This window comes from Vibrio sagamiensis NBRC 104589 (assembly GCF_007990935.1).
GTDB classification, from domain to species: Bacteria; Pseudomonadota; Gammaproteobacteria; order Enterobacterales; family Vibrionaceae; genus Vibrio; species Vibrio sagamiensis.
Genome location: NZ_BJXJ01000008.1, coordinates 44,278 through 65,830, shown reverse-complemented (window position 1 = coordinate 65,830; position 21,553 = coordinate 44,278). Strand labels below are relative to the sequence as shown.

The 21,553-nt window shown below is 36.1% G+C and carries 10 protein-coding genes; 3 read left to right on the top strand and 7 right to left on the bottom strand.

Annotated features, from left to right (window positions below):
* Positions 1-17: 17 nt before the first annotated feature.
* Complete coding sequence (locus VSA01S_RS05480; RefSeq protein ID WP_039982075.1) at positions 18-590, bottom strand: GNAT family N-acetyltransferase; 573 nt, start codon at positions 588-590, stop codon at positions 18-20.
* 202 nt (positions 591-792) lie between these two features.
* Between VSA01S_RS05480 and VSA01S_RS05475 the strand changes: the two genes are divergently transcribed.
* On the top strand, positions 793-2,148 hold the full coding sequence (locus VSA01S_RS05475) for an endonuclease/exonuclease/phosphatase family protein (RefSeq protein WP_039982076.1): 1,356 nt from the start codon (positions 793-795) through the stop codon (positions 2,146-2,148).
* 424 nt (positions 2,149-2,572) lie between these two features.
* Here the strand turns inward: VSA01S_RS05475 and VSA01S_RS05470 are convergent, their stop codons facing one another.
* The 5 genes from VSA01S_RS05470 to VSA01S_RS05450 all read right to left on the bottom strand — a co-directional run bounded on the left by VSA01S_RS05470 (position 2,573) and on the right by VSA01S_RS05450 (position 15,729).
* Positions 2,573-3,295, bottom strand: coding sequence for a sulfite exporter TauE/SafE family protein (locus VSA01S_RS05470; RefSeq protein ID WP_083932279.1), 723 nt, complete (start codon positions 3,293-3,295; stop codon positions 2,573-2,575).
* A gap of 164 nt (positions 3,296-3,459) precedes the next feature.
* Positions 3,460-5,631 (bottom strand): prolyl oligopeptidase family serine peptidase, encoded by a 2,172-nt coding sequence (locus tag VSA01S_RS05465; protein ID WP_083932277.1) that lies wholly within the window; start codon positions 5,629-5,631, stop codon positions 3,460-3,462.
* Between the two features lie 543 nt (positions 5,632-6,174).
* Positions 6,175-6,912 (bottom strand): hypothetical protein, encoded by a 738-nt coding sequence (locus tag VSA01S_RS05460; RefSeq protein WP_039982079.1) that lies wholly within the window; start codon positions 6,910-6,912, stop codon positions 6,175-6,177.
* 547 nt (positions 6,913-7,459) lie between these two features.
* Positions 7,460-14,407 carry a TcdA/TcdB pore-forming domain-containing protein gene (locus VSA01S_RS05455; protein ID WP_083932278.1) on the bottom strand — a complete coding sequence of 2,316 codons (6,948 nt, stop codon included), beginning with the start codon at positions 14,405-14,407 and terminating at the stop codon, positions 7,460-7,462.
* Between the two features lie 356 nt (positions 14,408-14,763).
* Positions 14,764-15,729, bottom strand: coding sequence for a hypothetical protein (locus tag VSA01S_RS05450; RefSeq protein WP_039983272.1), 966 nt, complete (start codon positions 15,727-15,729; stop codon positions 14,764-14,766).
* A gap of 319 nt (positions 15,730-16,048) precedes the next feature.
* Here VSA01S_RS05450 and VSA01S_RS05445 point away from each other — a divergent pair, with 319 nt between their 5' ends.
* Complete coding sequence (locus VSA01S_RS05445; protein ID WP_050567462.1) at positions 16,049-16,579, top strand: hypothetical protein; 531 nt, start codon at positions 16,049-16,051, stop codon at positions 16,577-16,579.
* Between the two features lie 477 nt (positions 16,580-17,056).
* Entirely contained in the window at positions 17,057-20,152 is a 3,096-nt protein-coding gene (locus VSA01S_RS05440) for a polymer-forming cytoskeletal protein (protein WP_103021967.1), read from the top strand.
* A 163-nt stretch (positions 20,153-20,315) separates the two neighbouring features.
* Here the strand turns inward: VSA01S_RS05440 and VSA01S_RS05435 are convergent, their stop codons facing one another.
* Positions 20,316-20,840, bottom strand: a complete 525-nt coding sequence (locus tag VSA01S_RS05435; protein WP_039983837.1) for a hypothetical protein — start codon at positions 20,838-20,840, stop codon at positions 20,316-20,318.
* Positions 20,841-21,553: the final 713 nt, after the last annotated feature.

Below are 21,553 nucleotides of genomic sequence, written 5' to 3'. Positions count from 1 at the left end.
TGATCCCTCTCAGTTCATTAGTCTTGCACTTGGTCTTCAGAGCAAACCAAGTATAACTCATAAACACCAAGTTGCTTATCAGTTCCTAATTCGTAAAAATCATGGGGAATGTATTCTTTAAATACTGCTCCAGCACGTTGAGCTATTTTGATACTCGCTGGGTTATTTTCCATACAATGAAATTGCAATGTGTGTATCCTTCCACGTTTTCTGACTAATGGAAGAAACACGTCAAGTACAGAACCAATAACACGGCTGCCTCTCCCACTCTCTGTTAGCCAGTAAGCAATCTCAGCAATACCAGTTTTAGTATCTAGACCTTTTATACCAAAAATGCCAATAAAAACATCATGGCTTATCAATGCAACCCAAAAGACTTCTGGCAAGGGTATTTCTATCCTGTCCTTGATATAAGTGATTGCACTTCTGACTGATTTTACCTTGTTAACCCAAGGTAAATAGAGAGATAAGTTTTCACGAGACGCGTTAACAGCTTTAAGTAAGGCAGGAGCATGGCTTATACATAGAGGCTCTAACCTAAGAGACTGAGAAAGTTGCAAAGGCAAATTTTGTGTATATTCTTTGTACATAAATTCTCCTCATGCCAATTATTATTTTGAACGTCATTAAAGCCTTAATGCTGCTCAATAAGCAATCAAATCAAATATAAATCACAGCTAAAATTGATAAACCCACCCAAAAGCAAACGTTTGCATGATGTAGATCACGTTAAAATTATCCAGTTCGTTTTAGGATTCGATCACTCTTATTAAATACTATATCAACAAGGTTATGACAAAGTTTTCTCTAACTCTTTTAATCGGAACACTTCTTTTGGCAGGATGCCAAGGTAATGCAGAATCAACCAAAGAATCTAATACAATAAAAGTCGCCACATATAACCTCTCTTTTGATCGTGATTCCTTTGAAACTCTCCTTGCTGAGATGCAAATTGAACCAGAAAAACAAAATGAATTGGTTTCCGGCTATTTCAATAATTCAATCAACGTCAATGATAGAAGCATCGCAGAAAAGGTCATTCAAATTAGAAATGTTGCCGCAATTATACAAAAAAACCGCCCTGATGTATTAATGATGGCTGAGTTCAATAATGATGGTGGAGGTCAAGATAAAGCGGCACTTGAAGGATTCCAAAAAAACTACCTTTCTGTTGCTCAAAGTATTAATGGAGCTGGTGAACAAAGTAACCTAGATCCAATCACCTACCCGTATTTCGAATCCTATTCGACAAACACAGGCCTGAACAGTCAACTAGACCTCAATAATGATGGGACTACTGGGCAGCTCCCTGGTGACAGTTGGGGCTTTGGTCAGTACCATGGGCAATATGCTTTTGCATTACTTTCTCGTTATAAAATAGACTCAGATCATACTCGTACTTTCCAAACTTTTAAGTGGAAAGATATGGAAGGAGCAAAAATTCCAACGATCACAGTATGTGACGGGTCAATATCTTTGCCTAAGGATATGTCTTGTGGAGACAATTGGTATACTGACGAAGAGTGGCAGCAGGTTCGTCTCTCCTCTAAAAATCATGTTGATGCTCCCATTATTATCCCAACAAAAAATGGGGATAAAACTATCCACTTGCTAATGTCTCACCCGACTCCTCCAGTGTTTGATTCCGGTAAAAACAAGCTACAAAACGGTGCTGAAGTGGCGTTTTGGCTCCACTATATCAGAGGAGAAAGCTTTTTTTATGACGATAATGGGCTGAAAGGTGGATTAGAAAAGGGAGCAAAATTTGTCATTATGGGCGATCAAAACTTGGATCCACTGGCTGGCGATGGTTTGAGCGAGATAATGCATGACCTGCATAACGATCCTCTTGTTAATCAAACCGTCATGAATGATTCATTGTACCCGACAAGTAACGGCTCTGCTGAGCATGCCGCAAATATCTCTTCCTCACATCCAAAACCAGACAGAATGACATCAACTTTTGGCTTGGGTGTTGACTACACAATTCCTTCAGCAAACCTCAAAGTCATTCAATCAGGTGTTTATTGGCCTGCTTCTTATGAACAAGGTTATCCACTTGTCAATGACCAACGCCTTGGTGAACAAGGAAATGGTAAGAAGGTTTCTTCTGATCACCGCTTAGTCTGGATCACTATTTCAAAGTAATTCTCGACAGTTGCTTTATGCGTAGAAACTTTATGGCTAAGGTTTCTAGACATACGTAAATTAAGCTTCAACACACAAAAAAGCCAATCACTATGGGTGATTGGCTGTGTTAGAAAGGACAAATGTGTCCAGCAACAACGTCAATTTGGCTAGGAGCCTTAAACTAAATAAGGCGGCTTTGTAATTATCATAATTCAAACTAGACATAATGTTGATAAATCTCTGACAATGTGAATGTTTGCACTTAAATAACATGTATGATTTTCAATGTAACATTATTTATGAGAGGCAAACCAGTTGTTATCTTACCAAATTTAAGTGTTACATAACCAGTGAGCTCAGAGTTACATCGTTATTGACAAATAGTGTTATAAGATTTATTCCGTTAAGGATAGAGCGGGTCGTCTCTTGTCTAAAAAATTGTTTAAACAATGAGAGCTTCAATTACAGCCGTGATTCCACAAATAAAGCATAATATCAATGCACCCAACCTAACTTTTTCTTTTGGTAGCTTTTGAGTGGTTTGTATTGCGAACCAATAGCCAAGGGCTGATGCTGGCAATAATGGTAGCGTCAGAATAACGTGTTGAAAATTAAAAAATCCAGCTGGGATTTGGATAATCAATGAGATAATGGAGCTACACACAAAAAACGCAGATAAGTTACCGCGTAACTGATTTGCGTCTTGGTGCTGTAATAACAATGCCATCGGTGGTCCGCCTATCGCTGAGCTCGTTCCAAAAAGCCCCGAGAAAAAGCCTGCAGAGAACATTCTTTTTGGTGTTGGCTCAATCCTGAATGGCAAAACACTAACAATGACAGCAAAAAGTACCAAACAACCAATCCATAAAGTTAAGGCTTGTGTAGATACATAAAACAAGAGGATACCACCAGCAATAGAGCCTGGTACTCGGCCTAATAAAGCCATTTTTAGACCACCGATTTCAATACTACTGCGATGCTTCATACTATTCATTAAAGAGATGAATAACGCCACGAGACATATCGGTGCTGGCACATATTCAGGAGCCCACAGAATCAAGAGTGGCGCGGCCACAATAGCAAGCCCAAAACCAATAGCCGTCTGAACGTAGGAGCCAAGAAAAATCAGTCCCATTGCAAGCAAAGTCATTGAATCAAAATTTATTGACCACATAATTTTCTTTTATTTAAATGATAAAGTAATTAATTATGCCACAAGAATACAAAACGTTCTGTTTTTTCAATCATAAAAGCGGTATCGCTTACACACGTAAATGAGCAACAGTCAATAAAATTAAGACTGCCGAAAATGACAGCCTTAATATATGATTAATGCAAAGTTTTAATACCCATATTGAATAAAGTAAATGCATATATATCAGCATACTTGTCAATAATTTTATGGGTTGGTGTTCCAGCGCCATGGCCCCCATTGGTTTCAATTCTTAATAACGTAGGCAAAAAACCAGACTGTTTAGACTGAAGTTCAGCTGCAAACTTGTATGAATGTGCAGGGACAACACGATCATCATGATCCCCTGTAGTGACTAATGTTGCAGGGTATGAGAGCCCGGTTTGTACATTATGGACTGGCGAGTATTCTCTCAGATACTGGAACATCTCCTCACTCTGTTCCGAAGTACCATAATCATATGCCCATCCAGCCCCGGCTGTAAAAGTATGGTAACGTAACATATCGAGAACCCCAACGGCAGGAAGAGCCACTTGGAAAAGATCAGGTCGCTGAGTCATTACTGCCCCAACTAACAAACCTCCATTAGAAGCTCCACTGATTGCCAATTTGCTTTTCGAGGTATATTTTTCTTCAATTAAAAATTCCGCTGCTGCGATAAAGTCATCAAACACATTTTGTTTTTGCATTTGAGTTCCCGCATCATGCCAATTCTTTCCATATTCTCCTCCTCCACGAATATTAGCCACAGCATATATACCACCAAGTTCCAACCAAGCAGCAACTCTAGATCTAAAACGAGGTGTAATACTAATATTAAAGCCACCATAGCCATAAAGAATAGTTGGCACACTTCCGTCAATCGGTGTGCCTTTTTTATAGGTAATCAACATTGGAATACGCGTCCCATCTTGAGAGGAATAAAACACCTGTTTTGATTCATATTGATCAGAATCGAACGGTATGTTTGGACGACTATACAACTCACTTTCTCCCGTTAATACATTAAAGCGATAAGTCGTTTTTGGTGTTTTATAGTTAGAAAAGGAGTAGTAAACTTCTGTCTGGTTTTCTTTCCCACTGAACCCCGTCACACTACCTAAACCTGGCAAGGTGATATCACGTATAAACTGCCCTTCCATATCATATTGTTTTACTCTAGACATGGCATCTACCATATAACGGGCAAATAAATATCCACCAGCTTTGGAGATATTCAATACATGATCTGTTTCTGGGATAACATTTTGCCAGTTTTCTGGTTGAGGTGTTTCAAGGTCGACTTTAACTACACGCTTGTTAGGCGCGTTTAAGTTTGTCACGAAATATGCAATACCATTATCGACTTGCAATAGTTCAGTATCTGAGTCAGTGTTATTTACAATGGGCTTTATAGCGCTATCGGAATTAAAAATGTCCTTAAAAAGCAACTTATTACCTGATGTTGATGTACTCGCACTAATAAAAAGATAATGTTGATCACTGGATATTTCTCCAGAAACATAACGATGCTTTTCCTCATCTGAGCCACCGAAAATTAACCTATCTTTATCTTGGCTTACTCCAATTTTATGGAAATAAAGCTTATGTTGATCAGTTTTGTCAGACATTTCACTTCCGCTAGGCTTATCGTAACTGGAGTAAAAAAAGCCTTCATTTCCAAGCCAACTTATTTCACTAAACTTAATATCCTGAAGTGTCTCATCAATAACACGTTTCGTTTTTGCATCTAAAGTAATAATTTTACGCCAATCACTGCCTCCCTCAGATATGCTATAAGCGACTCGAGATCCATCTTGAGAGAAACTAACATCTGATAATGACGTAGTTCCATCCTCACTAAAAGTGTTGGGATCAATAAACACCTCCGGTGCTTGTCCTTCTAACTGCCGATAAAGCACACTCTGATTCTGCAGACCATCGTTTTTATAGAAGTATTGATAATCTCCCTCTTGGAAAGGACGCCCTAATTTTTCATAACTCATCAGAGCTGTTAATCTATCTTTAATATACTCCCTATAACTTATCTGATTTAGGTACTCGAACGTCACTACATTTTGTGCACTCACCCATTCAGCAGTTTCTGTACTGCGATCATTTTCAAGCCAACGATACGGGTCTTGTACCTGATGACCAAAATATTCATCGACAACAGCACCTTTTTTGGTTTCAGGGTAGTTCAATTGCTGGGTAGGGTTAATCTCTACAACTTTACCTTTCCCAAATAAAGAAGCTTGGTATGCCACTGCATCATATGGCGTACTCAACATTCCAATCATACTAGCCAATATTAAGACATTGTTATTCATAAATATCCTTTTCATAATAGATTAATTAGCTTTTATAACGATAACTGTGCGTAACTTGTTCAGGCTATAGATATGGATGCGCTACAGAAAGGATTTAATATGAACGAGAAAACATCTTCTCCTTCTGGTTTTCATACTAAATCGTAAACCAATCATAGGGACTAACATCCAAGCCTGGATAAAGTTGAGCTCCAATAACAAACTGATTCGAAGGCTCTTGAACATAACGCTACTGAGACAAACACAATGTTATTTAGAGTTGTTATCTTCATAAACGACGCTTAATGAAGTAAATAATCACTCAACACATAAGCAACTCAACTCATACATTAGAATGTGAAAATGATGAGTTCAACTTGTGATGAAGTTTATTTGGGTTAGCTCACTTAACATCTCGACCTTCATAAAATATACGGATTTATTTGACCTGTAGTTGGAAGATGGCGTTTAAAAAACGCCGATGCTTATAAAGTAAAATGCAAGTCTTAGAAGAGAAGAATGCCTGTATTTTTCCTAGTTTTGATATGTAAGCGAATAACAGATTTATTGATTAAACGCCACAGGTTTCAAGTCAATCACTCCACTTTCTGTCTGCTCATCTTTTTCGTCTGTAGATATCGTATAACTCAAGCCTGTGAGAGTCTCTGATTCACGGATTCGAAACTTAGAAAAACCCATTCCTTCATTTTGTATGTAAAAAGGAGACCCTGATGACTGATAATGACACTGTTCTTGTTTTTCACCACACAGTGGCCTAATTTGAATCAATGAAGGTTTATCCTTGAATGGATAACTTTTTAAATAAGTAAAATTAATAACATTCCAATCATTTTTAGTTTTACTTTCAGGTATATGCAATGATACTGAAGTTATATCAGACGGCCCTAATTTCATCGGCTTAATATCGAAGTACTGCTTACATAAATCATTATTGAAAGGAATAAATCTCATTTCATATTTTTCATGCTTAGCCTGATTCTCTTGGCATATCGCAGCATTTAAGAACTGGGTAGAACTTATTAGTTTCCCATCTCTATCTTGAATTTTGACCTTTAAGTCAACTGTCTCTTTGTTAGCACTTAACAGCTCAACAATAATGTCTCGATGAATTTCTTTACCATCTTGTAGATAAGATAATAATACCGAACTACCATCGATAGGTGCAGTTGTAGATAGGAACCTGTCCGATGGTTCAAATCTTACGTCAGTTTTAAAAGACCAAGCAGTTGCATTGGTAAAGCCAGTAACAAGGGTTGAGAGCAAGATATATTTTTTTATCATTATTGGTTTCCTTATTGATTAACGTATTATTTTCAACACTCTAAGACACGAACTAAAAAGAAAAGTTTCCACCTTTCGAAAAGTTTCAATATAAGTGTCATATTATTCAATAAAAAACCTTTATCTACATGTGAATTTTACTTGTTTTTTAAAGCTTACTCAGATTTATGTAACCGTGAAGTAGCATAAAAGCAGGCCAAACCAATAAAAGGACTTTAAAGCCTTCGGTTTTTGATTAATATCATTATTTAACGGCTTCATGAGCTTAACCAAACACTAAATAATATCAATATAATGTTTTTCAAAAATTAAAAAACGTAATCAATAAAAGGCTATATAATGATTAAGCAGATGTTTAAACAACCCAAAAGCTTCTCACAAGATTTGACTAACTGGAATATTAGTCATTTTACGAAATATGATGACTTTGCTGCGAATAGAAGATTATATAAGCATCAACAACCGCTATTTAAATTTCTCTGATCCTAAGCTTAAAAACTTCAGTGATCTATTACACCACTGAAGTTTTTATCTAACACAGACTTTATTATCGCAAAATAAGCTCACTCATTTTAACGATACCGCCTATAGCCATTTTATCTAAAGCCGATTGAATATACAGAATACGAATTGGGTTTTCATTATCTGCAAAACGTATTGCCAGTTTATTTATCGATGCTTGCTCCGATTGTTCGATGACCAAATACAAACTATCAGCCACCACCAGCTTTAAACGATTTTTCTCATGTTGTACAACAACTTGATCTTTAGAAAAGTTCGAAAGATCGATAACAGACATATGGCTGTTATCTTTAATAAAGACTTGTTGATATTTACCAAATAAGCTGTTGATATCGTAACTATTCCTATTACCAGACGTTGAGAGAACCAAGGTGTCAACACCGAGGAGTTTTACACTTTGCAATTGCTGTCCTTGCATTGATTTTGCAACCAAAGTGAAAACATTATCCGCTTTAAATACATCTTCAAAAAGGCCAAGAGAAACATAGCCTTTTTCATAGTCAGAACGTATTAATTGTTGAGTTTTTGGTATGTAAAACAACTCTTCTTGTTGATTCACATCCACAGAGCCGATCCACATTACTTGCTCTTTACTATCGAGGTTAATTAACCGACCGGTAGCAGTTACTAGCCAAAGAGGTTCACTTTCACCAACCTCAATAACCGCATCACTTTGGTAAGCATTCAATAAGCCTGACACACTTGCACCATTTTCTTGTAGCCAACGGTCTTTTATCGATACTAACCTAGGGGGTAACTCAACTTGAAGTGAAAACACTAGTCCCGAACGTGTTTCTATTCTATAACCGTCATGAGCATGATAAAAGTTCTGTAGTGGCTCCCCAACTAAATCGATAACTTGTGGTTGTGTAATTAAACCATCAGTAATAAAACGTAGATCAGAAGTAAAGTTGTACATTTGATCAATAGTCAGTGTTGCCTGACTATATGCCACTCCAGTTGATGGTTCGAACAACCAAACTGAATGTCGATTTTTCTTACCGACTAGGATCAATGGCTGAGAATCTTCACTATTTTCCAGAAGAACAAATTGCTCATCCTCAGGAAGATACCACACGGTAATAGGGTTACGCTCATAATCCGTCAACCCCATCAACATTATTGGTGTCTTAGTCCCTAAAAATTTCTGACGCAACGTTATCTGCCAGTCACTTTGGTTCATCTCGAACCATCGCCGACTTAAACCAAGCAGCTGAAATTGCCCGTGTTGATCAATCATCCCCATTTCGCCTGATGCTTTAGTAAGATAGATATGCTGATGAGCACTTATTTGATCATTTTCATTTAATATAACTGTTTTGATACCGTTTTTATTCAAAAGATACAATAGATGCTTTTCTTTATTATAAAAATAGTGTGTACCATTATCACTTAATAACAGTTGTAAATTAGGTTCTGGATGATCTAAGTAAACCTTAAGTAATGAACTTTCATTGAGCACACTCCATACCGGAGTCTCTCCTTCCGAACCAATTTCTATAGCATCTGAAATTATTGGAGAAAGGCTTTGTATCGAACTAGACCAATGACTATCTTGTTCTCGAACTTGTAATGTACGAGAAACGAGGTTTCTATGCTGTCCCAGCGAAGCCATATTGACCGCTTGGTAAAGGTCTCTATCACCATGTATATCGGTGAGCATCAGTCCCTCTGAAGTTAGACGATACAAATATTTAATCACAGATTGATCAGGCATATGATAGGTTGCAGAAACTAAAACAATGTCAGCTTCAACCCAAGCATCAAAGATTGTCGAAATTGCTTGAATTTTTGGTTGGTGGAGCTGATAAGACTCTTGCTCAAGACCAGTTGCTGTATCAACCTTCCATAAGTGACCATAATGTTGGTTAAAAAACAGTGCACTATCGGCTTGAACACTAAGTAATTTCGCTTCTTGAGATAACTCAACACTTACTTCACGATTAGCAATGATTCGATCCTGCTGAACGTCATAATAAGCACGCCCTAATGGCTGCCCCTTTTCTAGATAATTATCAATAGTCACATAATCACCAAATAGTTGATGATCCTGTGCTAGTTGCTTTAAATGATGCAATACATCTTGACTCGTCGTTTGTTGAGTTGCATCAGTTTCTGTCAGAGATAAAGTCGAAGGCGTAGCTTGCCATACATCGCCATTCGGCATAAACAGAGTAATAATCGAATGTTCAAGTTCATTGACTCGGATCTTAACAGAGCCAACCTCTAATATACCGTCATGCAATACTGGACGATGCTGTTGCATTTCACGAGCATCAATCAACCACTCGACTTTTTGTCCATTCTCCTCTATTAATGAATAATGACCATAATCTTGAACCAATAAGGTTTGTTTTCCTTGCTCTGCACTTAAACGATAATTCAGTTTGCGTAAGTTAAAACCATTAATTTTCGGCGTAATTACAATGCGATCTTGTCGACCGAGTTTAATATCCACAGTATGATCAACAAATTCCTCTCTCATACTTCGAATCAAATATTCAGAGGGAAAAACGTAAAAGTCAAAATCAAAATCAAGTTTTGCTTCCAGCTTTCTAAGTACATCAAAGCCAGCATCATTCCTCGTCGTGGCGCCAGGTAGTATTTCATAATCATAATCGACATAAGATAACCCTGTAGCTGGTAACATAAGCATAGTATTTTCATCCATATTTGGTGAACTCAAACTGCTATAGCCCAAGCGCTGACGGATAGGTAATGCCTTACTTTTATCTTTCAATGCTTTTGGTAAATCACCAGCCCAAAAGAAATAATTTAATCGTCCAGAACCGGTACTGCCGTCCCGTGATGAATAAAGGAATTGACTACCTAATTCAATCTCACCACGCGAGAAATCAATCCGATTAACAACGGCACCTGGCAACGGAACCAGAAGATTACTCTTAGGATCATAGCGATAACCTCCATCACGATAAGCAATATCGACTTGCTGAAAATAGTGACCAACTTGTTGAGCATCCAGTGCAATTTTACCGAATGCATCCGCTAAAGCAGTAAACCCAACAGCCAACCCACCAACTAAAACACCGGCTTCACCTAATACTAATGCGGTAGTTGATGCCCCAATAGTGCCTGCCACCATCGCACTACCACCAAGGGCCATTCCAATTGAATTCATTCCTAGTTGCATGCCAAAAACAGAAGCTTGCTGAACATTTTTCGCATGTGCTAATTCATAAGAATTCAAACTAACATTAAGGGCACCAAAAATAAGCCCAACACCTTGATTGGCCAGCCCAAAAGTACTGTTCATTGTTATGTTGACCAGCTCAGCATCTGTCGATAACGCCACCCTAAACAGATTCACGACATGTGATACATCCATAGCCACACCATGCACAATTTGTGTGGCCATCACATAACTGTGTACTTTTAATGCACGTAACAATGAATCGTTATGCTCTACAGCCAATTGAGCCCTTTGCTCATTTTGATACCAAGTAATCACAGACTGGACAGCAAATGCAGCATTAAGTCCATCTATTCCTTGTACATCTTCAAATTCAAACGACTGAATTTTTTGCCCACTCTGCATATCATAGCGGCTCTTCATTGAAGAATATTGATCATTAAGATACTGGTTCACAACAACGAGATCACGGCCAAGTATCTCCACTCTTTTTTGCTGTTCACCGATTGGATCAACAAAAGAAATAGAGGAATATCCAGGGTTAGATTCTTCAATACTACCGATGACAGGTAACCAATCTACGGGAATATTATATTGTAGCTTTGCTTTAGAGATCGCCAACGATAATGTCTTGGCATGCTCAAATGCTTCGAGCTTAGTTAGGCTCATTTTTAAAGCCAAATCTTGTTCTAATTGCTCATCTGCACTATCTAATACAATGACTGATTCATCATCATCAAGTGTGATAATCGAAGCTGCATCTTCATCAATAGTAACAATAGACCTGTCATCATCAAAGCTAATGAACGGTGAGCCATCACTCACAGGGCTTAATGGCTCTTCTGAAGTTAAACTAAATACTTGCTGACCAGGTAGCACCTCAACGAGTGCCATTTGTGCAGTATCAATTTGAACTAATTTAAACTCTGGTTTTGCTCGAGTACCAAATGCAAGATAATGCTCCGCCATACCATTAAGTACAAAGTGAGCTTCAAGCCCTTTTTTGAGTGCTTGCAAGTTAGGAAATTCAACTAGAGAAAAATTAGGATCGTAAAAATAAAAGCGTTTTTGTCCCATGTCATTGATCGCTGATATTCCCACGGAGTGTGTGGATGTGTTTAAGGCAAAGGATGCCTGACCTTTACTTGATAGCTCTTGTTCTAAAATGGATATCACACCATTGATATCCATTTGCCCTAAATCATTACTACTTTCTCTAGCACCATCACTGGAATGAAGGTTATTTAAAGCATCAAGAAAAAACTGACTTTCAATATCTTGGGGGTTAGCCGCACCAATAAAAAGCTTATTAGAAAATTGCCCAACGGCTTCTTTTCCTTGAGATATAGCCACAGACATCGCTCGGACTAAAGGGTAGCAACGACCACTCCCATCTCCCATAAGTTTTACAACAAAATCTTGTGGTATACTTGCAACAATACGACCACCTAATTTCGTCGCTTCTTGGTTAAATTTAGCAGTTAATTCAAGTGTTTTCGTAATCTTTATTTTATCAATTTGATTATTGATAATGCGCACTAACGCACCTTTCTGCTCTGCGTCTAACTCATCACTACTAAGGAGTAATAATTGTTTTTGTGACAAGGTCATTGAAGCATCTAAATTAGGTAATTCAATATTCTGATAATGCTCGTATCCATGATCAAAATGAGCCCGTTGACTTCCAGTGAACCTCTGATAAGCCTGCTCCTTAGCAATAAAACGTTGGTGAATTTGCTCTTTATCAAAATTCCCCGTTCTAAGACTTTCATCTGTAATAATCAACGATCCAAGACCAGACTCTGCTTTTTGTTGTACGTTGAGCCACATTTGGTCTAATCCACGAGACAAATTAATCAAGCCCTGTGCATTATTATCAAGCTCTAGCAAACTTGAGCGTAAACGAGAAAGCTGTTGTTTGATTTCTGACTTATTTGGATGTCCGGGTAGTTTCAGCTTGGCCAATAAAACCAACCTTTGGCGTGCTAAAGTTTTTCTTTGCATAGCGACTTTTTGGGTCAGACTCGATCTTAGTTGATTCCACCGTGCCAAGCTAGAGTGCTGCTCTAAGACTTTAGCTTCTAATGAGTTATAAGGAAGATCTTCAATACCAGTCGTATTAATGCCAAAGCGCTCGGCCAAATTCAGCAGTTGTTTCTGCACTCCGATACGCCCTTGTTCAAATAAAGTATCTAGACTTTGCCCAACGGGTGCAAATGGAATTGCCGTTGTAGACCCTGTACGACGAACCTCCAAGTCACTAAAAGCATTAAATGATTGTTTTTGAACGATACTTTGCCAACCTTGTTCATTAAACATGAAAAAAGTTGCATCCAATCCTGAAGTAAATTTAATTTCTTCACCAATTCGATAACCAGATGTAAGATCGCGCAAAGCAACAACATTGTCATAAAGTGCGTAAGCATGTGGGCGCTTGTCGAAAAAAATACGGTAATATTCAGAATTTCGGTCGGTGACGACCAAAGTACCACCATTACTTGATGCCGCAACAACAATTTGGCCAATACGAGCACTTTTTTTTACGTCAATATAAGAAGGTAAATTATCCAACAAAGGAGGTAACAAAACTTTCAATTTGTTACTTGAAGAAATTTCCTCTCTTTCAAAACTCAGCTGATAACCATCTTCTCCTTTATTGAAGGATGGTCTACCTTTTGTTCGTCCATTCTTAATAAGTAATGGCGTCACATCAAGAGTGTATTCTTTCAAAAATTTTTGTGGATCAAAAATAAAATCCCTTACCGCACTTTGTGAGTTTGTCAATTGAGATTTATGATCAAAAGATGGATCGATTAAAGGAATCCTTTGTGAATCGTAACCGTGCTGACTTAACATTTCTGGTAAAAGAATGGCCAGAGACTCGTTAGAGAACAAGTTTTCCAGAATAGTATTCGCAGCAACAACTGCTCTAGCTCCTCCATGACTCGAAAAAGTGAACCGAGAACTCTCAGAATAATTACGTCCTTTGGCTAACGAAATCATCCCTAAAGGCTCGTGATCAACCCATGCCTGTGGAGGAATATATTTATCCAAAAATTGAATAACTTTCTGTGCATTACTTTTATTCGCATCATCTAAGTATAATACTGCTTGATCGGTTAAAGTAGGAAACCGATTAGGGGCCATAATTTTAGCTTGTTGAACAATATCAGCCACTTCACCTGAATAAAGCTTAGTAAATGCATTGATAACCTCAGGCAAGTATTCTTTTGTGAAATTCAATGTTAAACGGGAACTAAGTAAAGAATCATTATCATCTAATTCATGAAAAAAGCTTTCAGGAACAAAACGAGCAGCATCAGCATTATGAATAAAATAGCCTCTAGGTACTTCGGTTATTGGCCTTTCATGATAACCTTGAATATTAATCCTCAAAAAAGGATCTTCCAAGTAAGCTGCTGTCAGCAAATTAAAAAATCGAGAACTTTCTTCATCTGTTAAAGGTTGTAAGTTCACTGGTTTGTCAGCAGAATATTGGTCATAAAAAGCTTGATGGATATTCAATTTTAGCAAAATATAATCTTGTCGTGCTTGAATAGTCCAAGCTCCTTCTTTTTGAAGAACATCCTTGATATTCGCAATCAAAGCACTATTTTCAGGGCTGCGCTTAATTGAGTCTCTTACTTTCCGCAATCCCGCTAAGAATGCTTCAAATCCTAATTCAAATTTCTTTTCCTCAACCATCGAAATTTTAGGACTTTCAATTACGGAAGAAGGAATTTCATTGCTATCTCCAGCATAGCTATAATAAGGAGATAAAAAAACTGATGCCAATGCTGTAGATAAGATCTTTTTTTTCATAATTTACATTTATAAAATCAAAATGGATATATATAACTAACAAATGAAACACTATAACTCAAACTTTTATTTAATTTTTAAGTGATTTTTATGAAGAAAAAGAGTTTTTTATAATAAAGGTTATAGAAACTAATTTAGAAAAAAATTAATTAGAAAATTAGTTTTCATTATCTTTTTTAATATTATATTTAAAAATATAAGCATTCTTTGCCTTGGTTTTATTTTTAGAAAAATAAATAAAAACAAACAAACCAAGGCACAATGAATTAATTATTAACAATTTGATATTATTTCTACTTAATCTATCATTGATTTAACTATAAGTAGTTTATTAGAAGATAAAGTAATAATAATATTTATTGCCAGAAAATAGATTTTATCTTTTCTCTAAAGTCAATCTTCCAATAACCTTGATCTTCCTTAAGGACAACAACTTCATAACTTGTAATATCATTGGTTACATTCTCAACTGTGACAAGTTTTTTATCTTGATAATCGATTTCACTAATCACTTTAGAATCCGTTATGCGTATTTTATTTGATCCTTGAAATCTCTGAATTAAAGAAAGTATTTTGTTCATAAAATCAATGTCATCCATTAATTCTATATCTGAAATAGTAACATCCTTGCCCAAAGCAGCATCTTTAAGAAACTCCACTGTTTCATTATTATCCTCTATTCCTAGTATTATAAAGTTTTTTAAGTCTGTAATTGTTTCACTATGAAAGAAAATAGCTGCCTGATCAAAACCAACTTTTCTAATAAAATCATAATACTGTGCCACAAATTCACTTGCATTTTGAGATATAGAGATCCTCCCTTCGATTCGGATATTAACGCTCTCTATTAATGTTAGCGTCGAAGTATACGGCGTAAAAGCTATATATTTGTCTGCATTCCACTTTTCATAAAGTGTAGGTTCTTCATCAAAGCAGTGTTCATTGTTGATTTCTAGTTGGCTTCTAAACCCTACTGTTCTATTATGTTTTTTGTTGCCATCCGGTGAATTAACATAAGAATAAACTAATAATCCAGATTGTGACCTAGGACCTTGCTCTAAGTCTTGATCATGAATGACTTCCATGCAAACTCTTTGAATACTATCTAAAACATTAGGAAGTCTTGCTGTCGCTTCTGCTCTATTTAATAAGTAGTCTTCAGATAAATCAAAATAATCAAACTTAGGAGCCTGATATAAATTAGGCTCCTGTATCATTGCGGGTAAAAGACTTTTTACATCTGGTTTAATGTTTATTGTGGTTCCAAATGTTGGTATTGATGCTACAATTAATAATGATGTTGCGAGTGATTTATAATTCATATATTCCTCCTGTATTTGCAAAGTGGAATATCTTTTATTACTCTTTGCATTTCAAGAAAAACAATATAAAAATAAACATTAAAGCTTGAAGTGTGATAAAAATCAAATATAGTAAATAATTTAAAAACAGAAATAATATTAAAGCTTAAATTTAAAAAAATTAATTTCATCTATAATTATTTATGAATTTTAATGAGGCAAACTTAACCAACCTAAGTCATATTTATTGGTAATACCAGACAAATATCAAAAATTCAGTTTGAAGTAACTCGCATTTAATGTTCTTATTTATAAAACAGATCTTAAATAAGGGTAAATCTTGAAGCTACATACCTATACCATATTTCTAAGCATTAATATTTTTAACATAAGTGCTGTCCACGCAAATGATAGCTTTTCAGTTTCTAATATTCTTGACCATGAGCAAGTTCGTCAATTTTCCCTCGGAGATACAGATGGTGATGGACGTGATGAAATCATTTTTCTAACGGAGGATGGACAAGTTAAAATCGCCAAAAACTTTACTCACTCCAATTCATTGAGTACCTTAGCTGGAACAATATGGACATTATCACCTCAATGGAAACTTGAATTTCAACAAATATCCTATCAAGGTTCGGGTATCAATGTGAAATTTATGCAAGTTTATGATGGGAATGTAATTAGAACGGGATCAGGTATCGCTAGCGTGAAAGGTGGTAAAATTGAAGTTGATATTAATGGTTACAGCAATAACCCTGCAATTAATATTAACTACTTTTCTACTGAAAATAATACGATGGAAGGCACTTACAAAGATATCGGTTACTCACGTTCAAGAAGCTTCCGCTTTTCTGGACATATAAACTAATTACCTATAATTTACTCGCCTAATTGACTATTGGGCGATTCACTTCATTCTTTTGTGCTAAGCTTTCTATGTGAGTCAAAAAGTCACCCGTATTAAAATTTTGCAATTATGTTAGCAGGCATATCCCTTTTTAAAACCCACTATCAAGCAGATTAATGAAGGTCCATTCAAGTTGTAAAGTGAGCTTGCTGCTAGCTACACTCTTTTCTCGGCACAACATAGCCTTGACGGCGAAGAAGTATATTGACTCGCTTCATTCAATAAGCAGGAGAAACTCACGCTTATATACTTCCAATAGTTATCTGGCATCTGTTGCCCACCATTCATCAAGCTCTGGGGAAGTGGATATAGCAATCAAAAATTAATTCCATTGATAGCTATAATTTATTCACAAACAGAATGATAGACTGTATATTATAACAACTTATCTATCCAACAATTGTTAATTTTGTTGTTTTATTTGGAATATATTGTTAAATGCGTTTGATGTGTTTTTTTGGTTTACTGTTTCTATTATCTTTTTCTAGTCGAGCAGATGTTTATGACTTAAGTCAATTAGAAAAGCTTAATGAAATTTGTCACGATGGTTCATTCACTATACGAAACAATATTTACTCTTGCTCTGGTAAAATTGACCTACCTTTCAATGCTAGAGTTATAAGTCGAACTTCCAATCAAGCAATGACACTCGTATCCTCAGGACACTTCACTCTACATGGCAACAACACAATTGGTAGTGATATAAACCCCATCAATATCAAAACGGCTGGCTCTGAACTAAAGATTAATAATACCGTTAACGTTACTCGAATATATGGTGATATTGAATCGCATGCTGACCTCTCGTTGAAGAATACTGCTGTCTGGGGAGACATTCGCAGCAATGGAGGCAGTATAGAAATCACAGGTAACGAAAATTACATTCTGGGTAATATCTACGCATTTCATAAATTGGACTTAAACCAAGCTCAAGTTGATGGTGACATTTTTACTGGATCATCGACTTCTGCTCCCTCGCGCGCATCTTTATATGCCAAAAGTAGTGTCATCAACGGAGATGTAAAAAGTAATGGCGGTATTCGTGTAAAAGATACCGATGTTTGCGGAAACATTACCTCTACTGGACATTATATATTTAGTGAAGGTAATCAGAACCATATTGTTGGTTCATTAAAGTCATTTGGTGATGTCAATATAGTTAACACGATAATTTATGGGAAAGACATTACCACTAGTAATCTTAATGCATACAAAGTGACAATTGATAAAGCCTCTCGGGTTTATTCACCACATTTAGCTGTAAGGTCATTCTTACGTCCATCAATTGAAAATGTACTTATATGCGGTAAAATAGATTCCGTCGAGCCGACTGTTATCACTACGCAAAATTTCTGTGGTTATCAAGAGCCTGAATGTCGATATAGTAACCAATTATCGACTATGTGCCCACTGACTGAAGCTCCTCCATCATGCGAGATCATTCCTCCCTTAGAAAAAGATTTTGACTTGATGGTAACTCCTTCAAATCAAATGACCTTAATGTGCGGTGAGACATTGCCGAAGTTCAATATTATCACGACAAATTTAGGACAAGCAGTCAGCACTCAAGTAAACATTTCTCTTTCTCATCCTTCGTTATTCTCTCTACAAATGCTAGAAGGTAAATCACAATTATCACCTAATACTTATATATCAACAAACGATGGGCGCTTAACTCTTAAAGTTGTACCTAAAGATATCGAACATATTAATTTTGATGAACGCTACACTTTAACCTTCAGCCTTGATGTTGATGCAACTAAAACACAAACAGTCCAGTTTATGTTTACTCCATATCAATTTGAAGCTTACTCCAGCTCTTCTAACCATGGCATCAACTCTATAAACGTCATTGCAGGCAAACAACAAAATATTCACACACGTTTACTAGCCTGCACCAGCAATAATAAAGCCATCATTGCCACAAATTACAATGGTAAGCCAAATATAAAGCACTCAATAATTAAACCATACAATGGTAACGATGGAGATTTTTTTTATACATCTGAGTTTAAAAGTGGCATTTCAAGCAACAACTTACTAATCCAAGAGTCCGGTCTATTTGGCGTAAAAATGAGTGATACTTTTAAATGCACTGGATTTAAAGCGTGCCCGGAAAATGGGCAAGTTGAGATCGAAGGTTACTTTGAAGTCAAATCACGCCCATGGACTTTAGCTATTTGTCCCAACTCCCACCCTCTCGAGTCAGGTACATCGACTAGTGGGGCTGGCTTCATTGCGGCTGGTGAACAATTTTCACTGTCCATAAAACCGGTTATTTGGCAAAAAGGCGGCCACTTAACACAGGAAGTAAACACCGCTTCCTTATGCGATATTCCCATTACTCATAACTTTATGTTGGATGATGCGCCAATGACTAACCTTGTATTGACTAGTGAACAAACTACCCCAGTCAGAACCGCAAACCAAACTAAAACGCTACTTGAAAGCCTAGATTCATTAAGAAAAACACATACCCAGCATAAAAAAAGTGAATATCACTTCAAACATCTATATTGGTCTGAAGTAGGAAGTCTGAAAGTCAAAATTAACTTGGATAGGCGCTATTTAGGGATGTACGTAAATCAGGGCTATCGAGATATTGGTCGTTTTTATCCAAAGTACTTTAAAGCTATGTCGGCTCGGTGGACCTACCCTAACCAACAAAATTTTATTTATATGAATCAACCATTTGATAAAATTTGTTATAATATTGTTGCTTTGAACGCACAAAAAGAAAATATCATCAATTATGCTTATTTCCACAATAATCTACGGGAAAAATTTTACTTGGGTGAATTAGGAGACTACGCTGATCGGTTTATACCACCCGCCCCTAATAATATCGTATGGAACAACAATCAAGGCGCAAGTGTCGGTACATTCATGATTAAAAAAGAAAATCTCAACCCAACATGTGAAAATAGCGCATGTTTCAAAAAAGACCATACCGATGGTAATTATCCAGATGGCCCTTTCAATTCAGGTTTGAAAAGCCAAAAAAGTAAAATTGGTTTAGTTTACCTAGATGTCATTGATGAGATAAATTTTTTTAGTAACCAACACATCTTTGCAAGCCAACCCGATATTAGATTTGGACGCTTAAATTTCGCCGATGTAAGTGGTCACCAAGGAAGTCAAATTCGTGTTCCACTACTGGTGGAAACGTGGAAACAAAAACAATTTATTCCTAACACAGATGACAATACAACCATGTTCAACGGGAAAAAACATACCGTTACAGCTCTTTGGTCAAGTTCTCCTGAAGGCAACGCATTTCTATCTGGCGAGGGGATCATGCTTAATGGCAAAAGTCTGCAACTTAGCGCCAATCAAATAAAGCCAATAAGAGAACAAGTCATGTTTCATCTTAATTTAGACCCCAATGGTAATGACTTACCTTGGTTGAAATATGATTGGGATAAATTAACGCTAGAAGAAGAGAATCCATCTTCAGTCGTCACATTTGGTGTTCATCGTGGTAACGATCGGATTATTTACCGTGGTGAACCCGGCATGATCGAGGATAATTAAAAGTGACAAAATAAATGTAGGATTCCCCTAATAGACATACACCAATGTCAAAGATTACATATTAAAACTTCTGGAATTGGATAAGGCCAATAGCCGCCATGTTTTAAAAATCACCTGATTATATTAAGAAACGATATACTAAAGATGATTGACTCCAATCAATCTATTTGGTTGAAATTTTTTCAAAAGGCACTGCCATATCTAGGTAAAAATGACGACTTTCATCATTATTACCTAAGTGGCCTGTAGTAGGTTTTGCATAGTATAAGCGCTCACTATCGACAAAAAGAGAAGTATATATTATTGGACTGAACTCCCAACGAGCACCTTCACCATCGATATTTTGAGTATGCACATTTACTGTATAAACAAAAAAACTATTTTGTGCATACTCTCTTCCAACCACTTCGAATCTTTTCAATAACGTCACATCTTGATGACTTCCCTGACATGTATCATCATTAGCAGCGTACACTTTCACTTCAGTGGTAACATCTAATGTTGGAGAAACCGTAACAGTAGTTGTATTAAAATTAACGAGATCATTATTAAAAGTGTTATATACAGCGAAGCACTCTGCTTGCCACCTGCCTAACAAGTCACGTTCAAAATCGTCAACTAATGTGGACATCACTATAGTTGGCATAGTTAAAAGGATACCTGCGATTAAAATTTTTCTTTTTTTCATGATTTTTCAAATATAAGTTTATTTATAATACTAGAATTATAAGGACAAAACTAAGTGCACTGATGAAATAAAAACTCATAATACTTGAGCAAACATCGAATGTTAATTTGTCAATATGATTGAATAAATATACTATAGTTATTTTACCCATCTATGCAAGGAGTTTATTTACCTAGTGGTTTCTGGGATGAACTCGGCAGGATAAAGTCAAATTCTATTCAGTTGTTAGTTCTATGGATAAAAGTCATGAAGAAGATTTTTATTGAGTAAATTCTAAAATATAAGAATCTATTAATAATGAAGGTGCTAATATCGCAAAAATTTAGAAAGAACATGCAAATAACCCTGTAAAACAAGTCAAGAGTCAAATTTTTTAAAAATTTTATTCTTATTTTATGATAGGTTATTAATCAACTATTTTAAATTCGTAATTATTAATTAAAAAAAAGTCATTTCCATCAACAAAGAAAAATTTTCATTAAAATCAGCATCAAAGCTAAATTAAGAATTATAAAATCTTTAATTAAAAAATGAGAATTAAAACACAAAAAACAATACAATAACCATTAAAAACAAGAAAGTTAAAATAAAATACTGAATTTAAATGAAAAAAATAAAAACTGAATACTAAAAAATATAAAACAAAACCCGTAATAATTACTTAAAAATCTATAACTACATCTTCTTTTTTTTGTTAAAAATGTCACAAGATT

What these genes read in the sequence shown, in the direction of transcription:
- VSA01S_RS05435 (WP_039983837.1), bottom strand. Translation starts at nt 20,840, where the DNA reads ATGAAAAAAAGAAAAATTTTAATCGCAGGTATCCTTTTAACTATGCCA.
- VSA01S_RS05480 (WP_039982075.1), bottom strand. Translation starts at nt 590, where the DNA reads ATGTACAAAGAATATACACAAAATTTGCCTTTGCAACTTTCTCAGTCT.
- VSA01S_RS05440 (WP_103021967.1), top strand. Translation starts at nt 17,057, where the DNA reads ATGCGTTTGATGTGTTTTTTTGGTTTACTGTTTCTATTATCTTTTTCT.
- VSA01S_RS05465 (WP_083932277.1), bottom strand. Translation starts at nt 5,631, where the DNA reads ATGAATAACAATGTCTTAATATTGGCTAGTATGATTGGAATGTTGAGT.
- VSA01S_RS05450 (WP_039983272.1), bottom strand. Translation starts at nt 15,729, where the DNA reads ATGAATTATAAATCACTCGCAACATCATTATTAATTGTAGCATCAATA.
- VSA01S_RS05455 (WP_083932278.1), bottom strand. Translation starts at nt 14,407, where the DNA reads ATGAAAAAAAAGATCTTATCTACAGCATTGGCATCAGTTTTTTTATCT.
- VSA01S_RS05475 (WP_039982076.1), top strand. Translation starts at nt 793, where the DNA reads ATGACAAAGTTTTCTCTAACTCTTTTAATCGGAACACTTCTTTTGGCA.
- VSA01S_RS05460 (WP_039982079.1), bottom strand. Translation starts at nt 6,912, where the DNA reads ATGATAAAAAAATATATCTTGCTCTCAACCCTTGTTACTGGCTTTACC.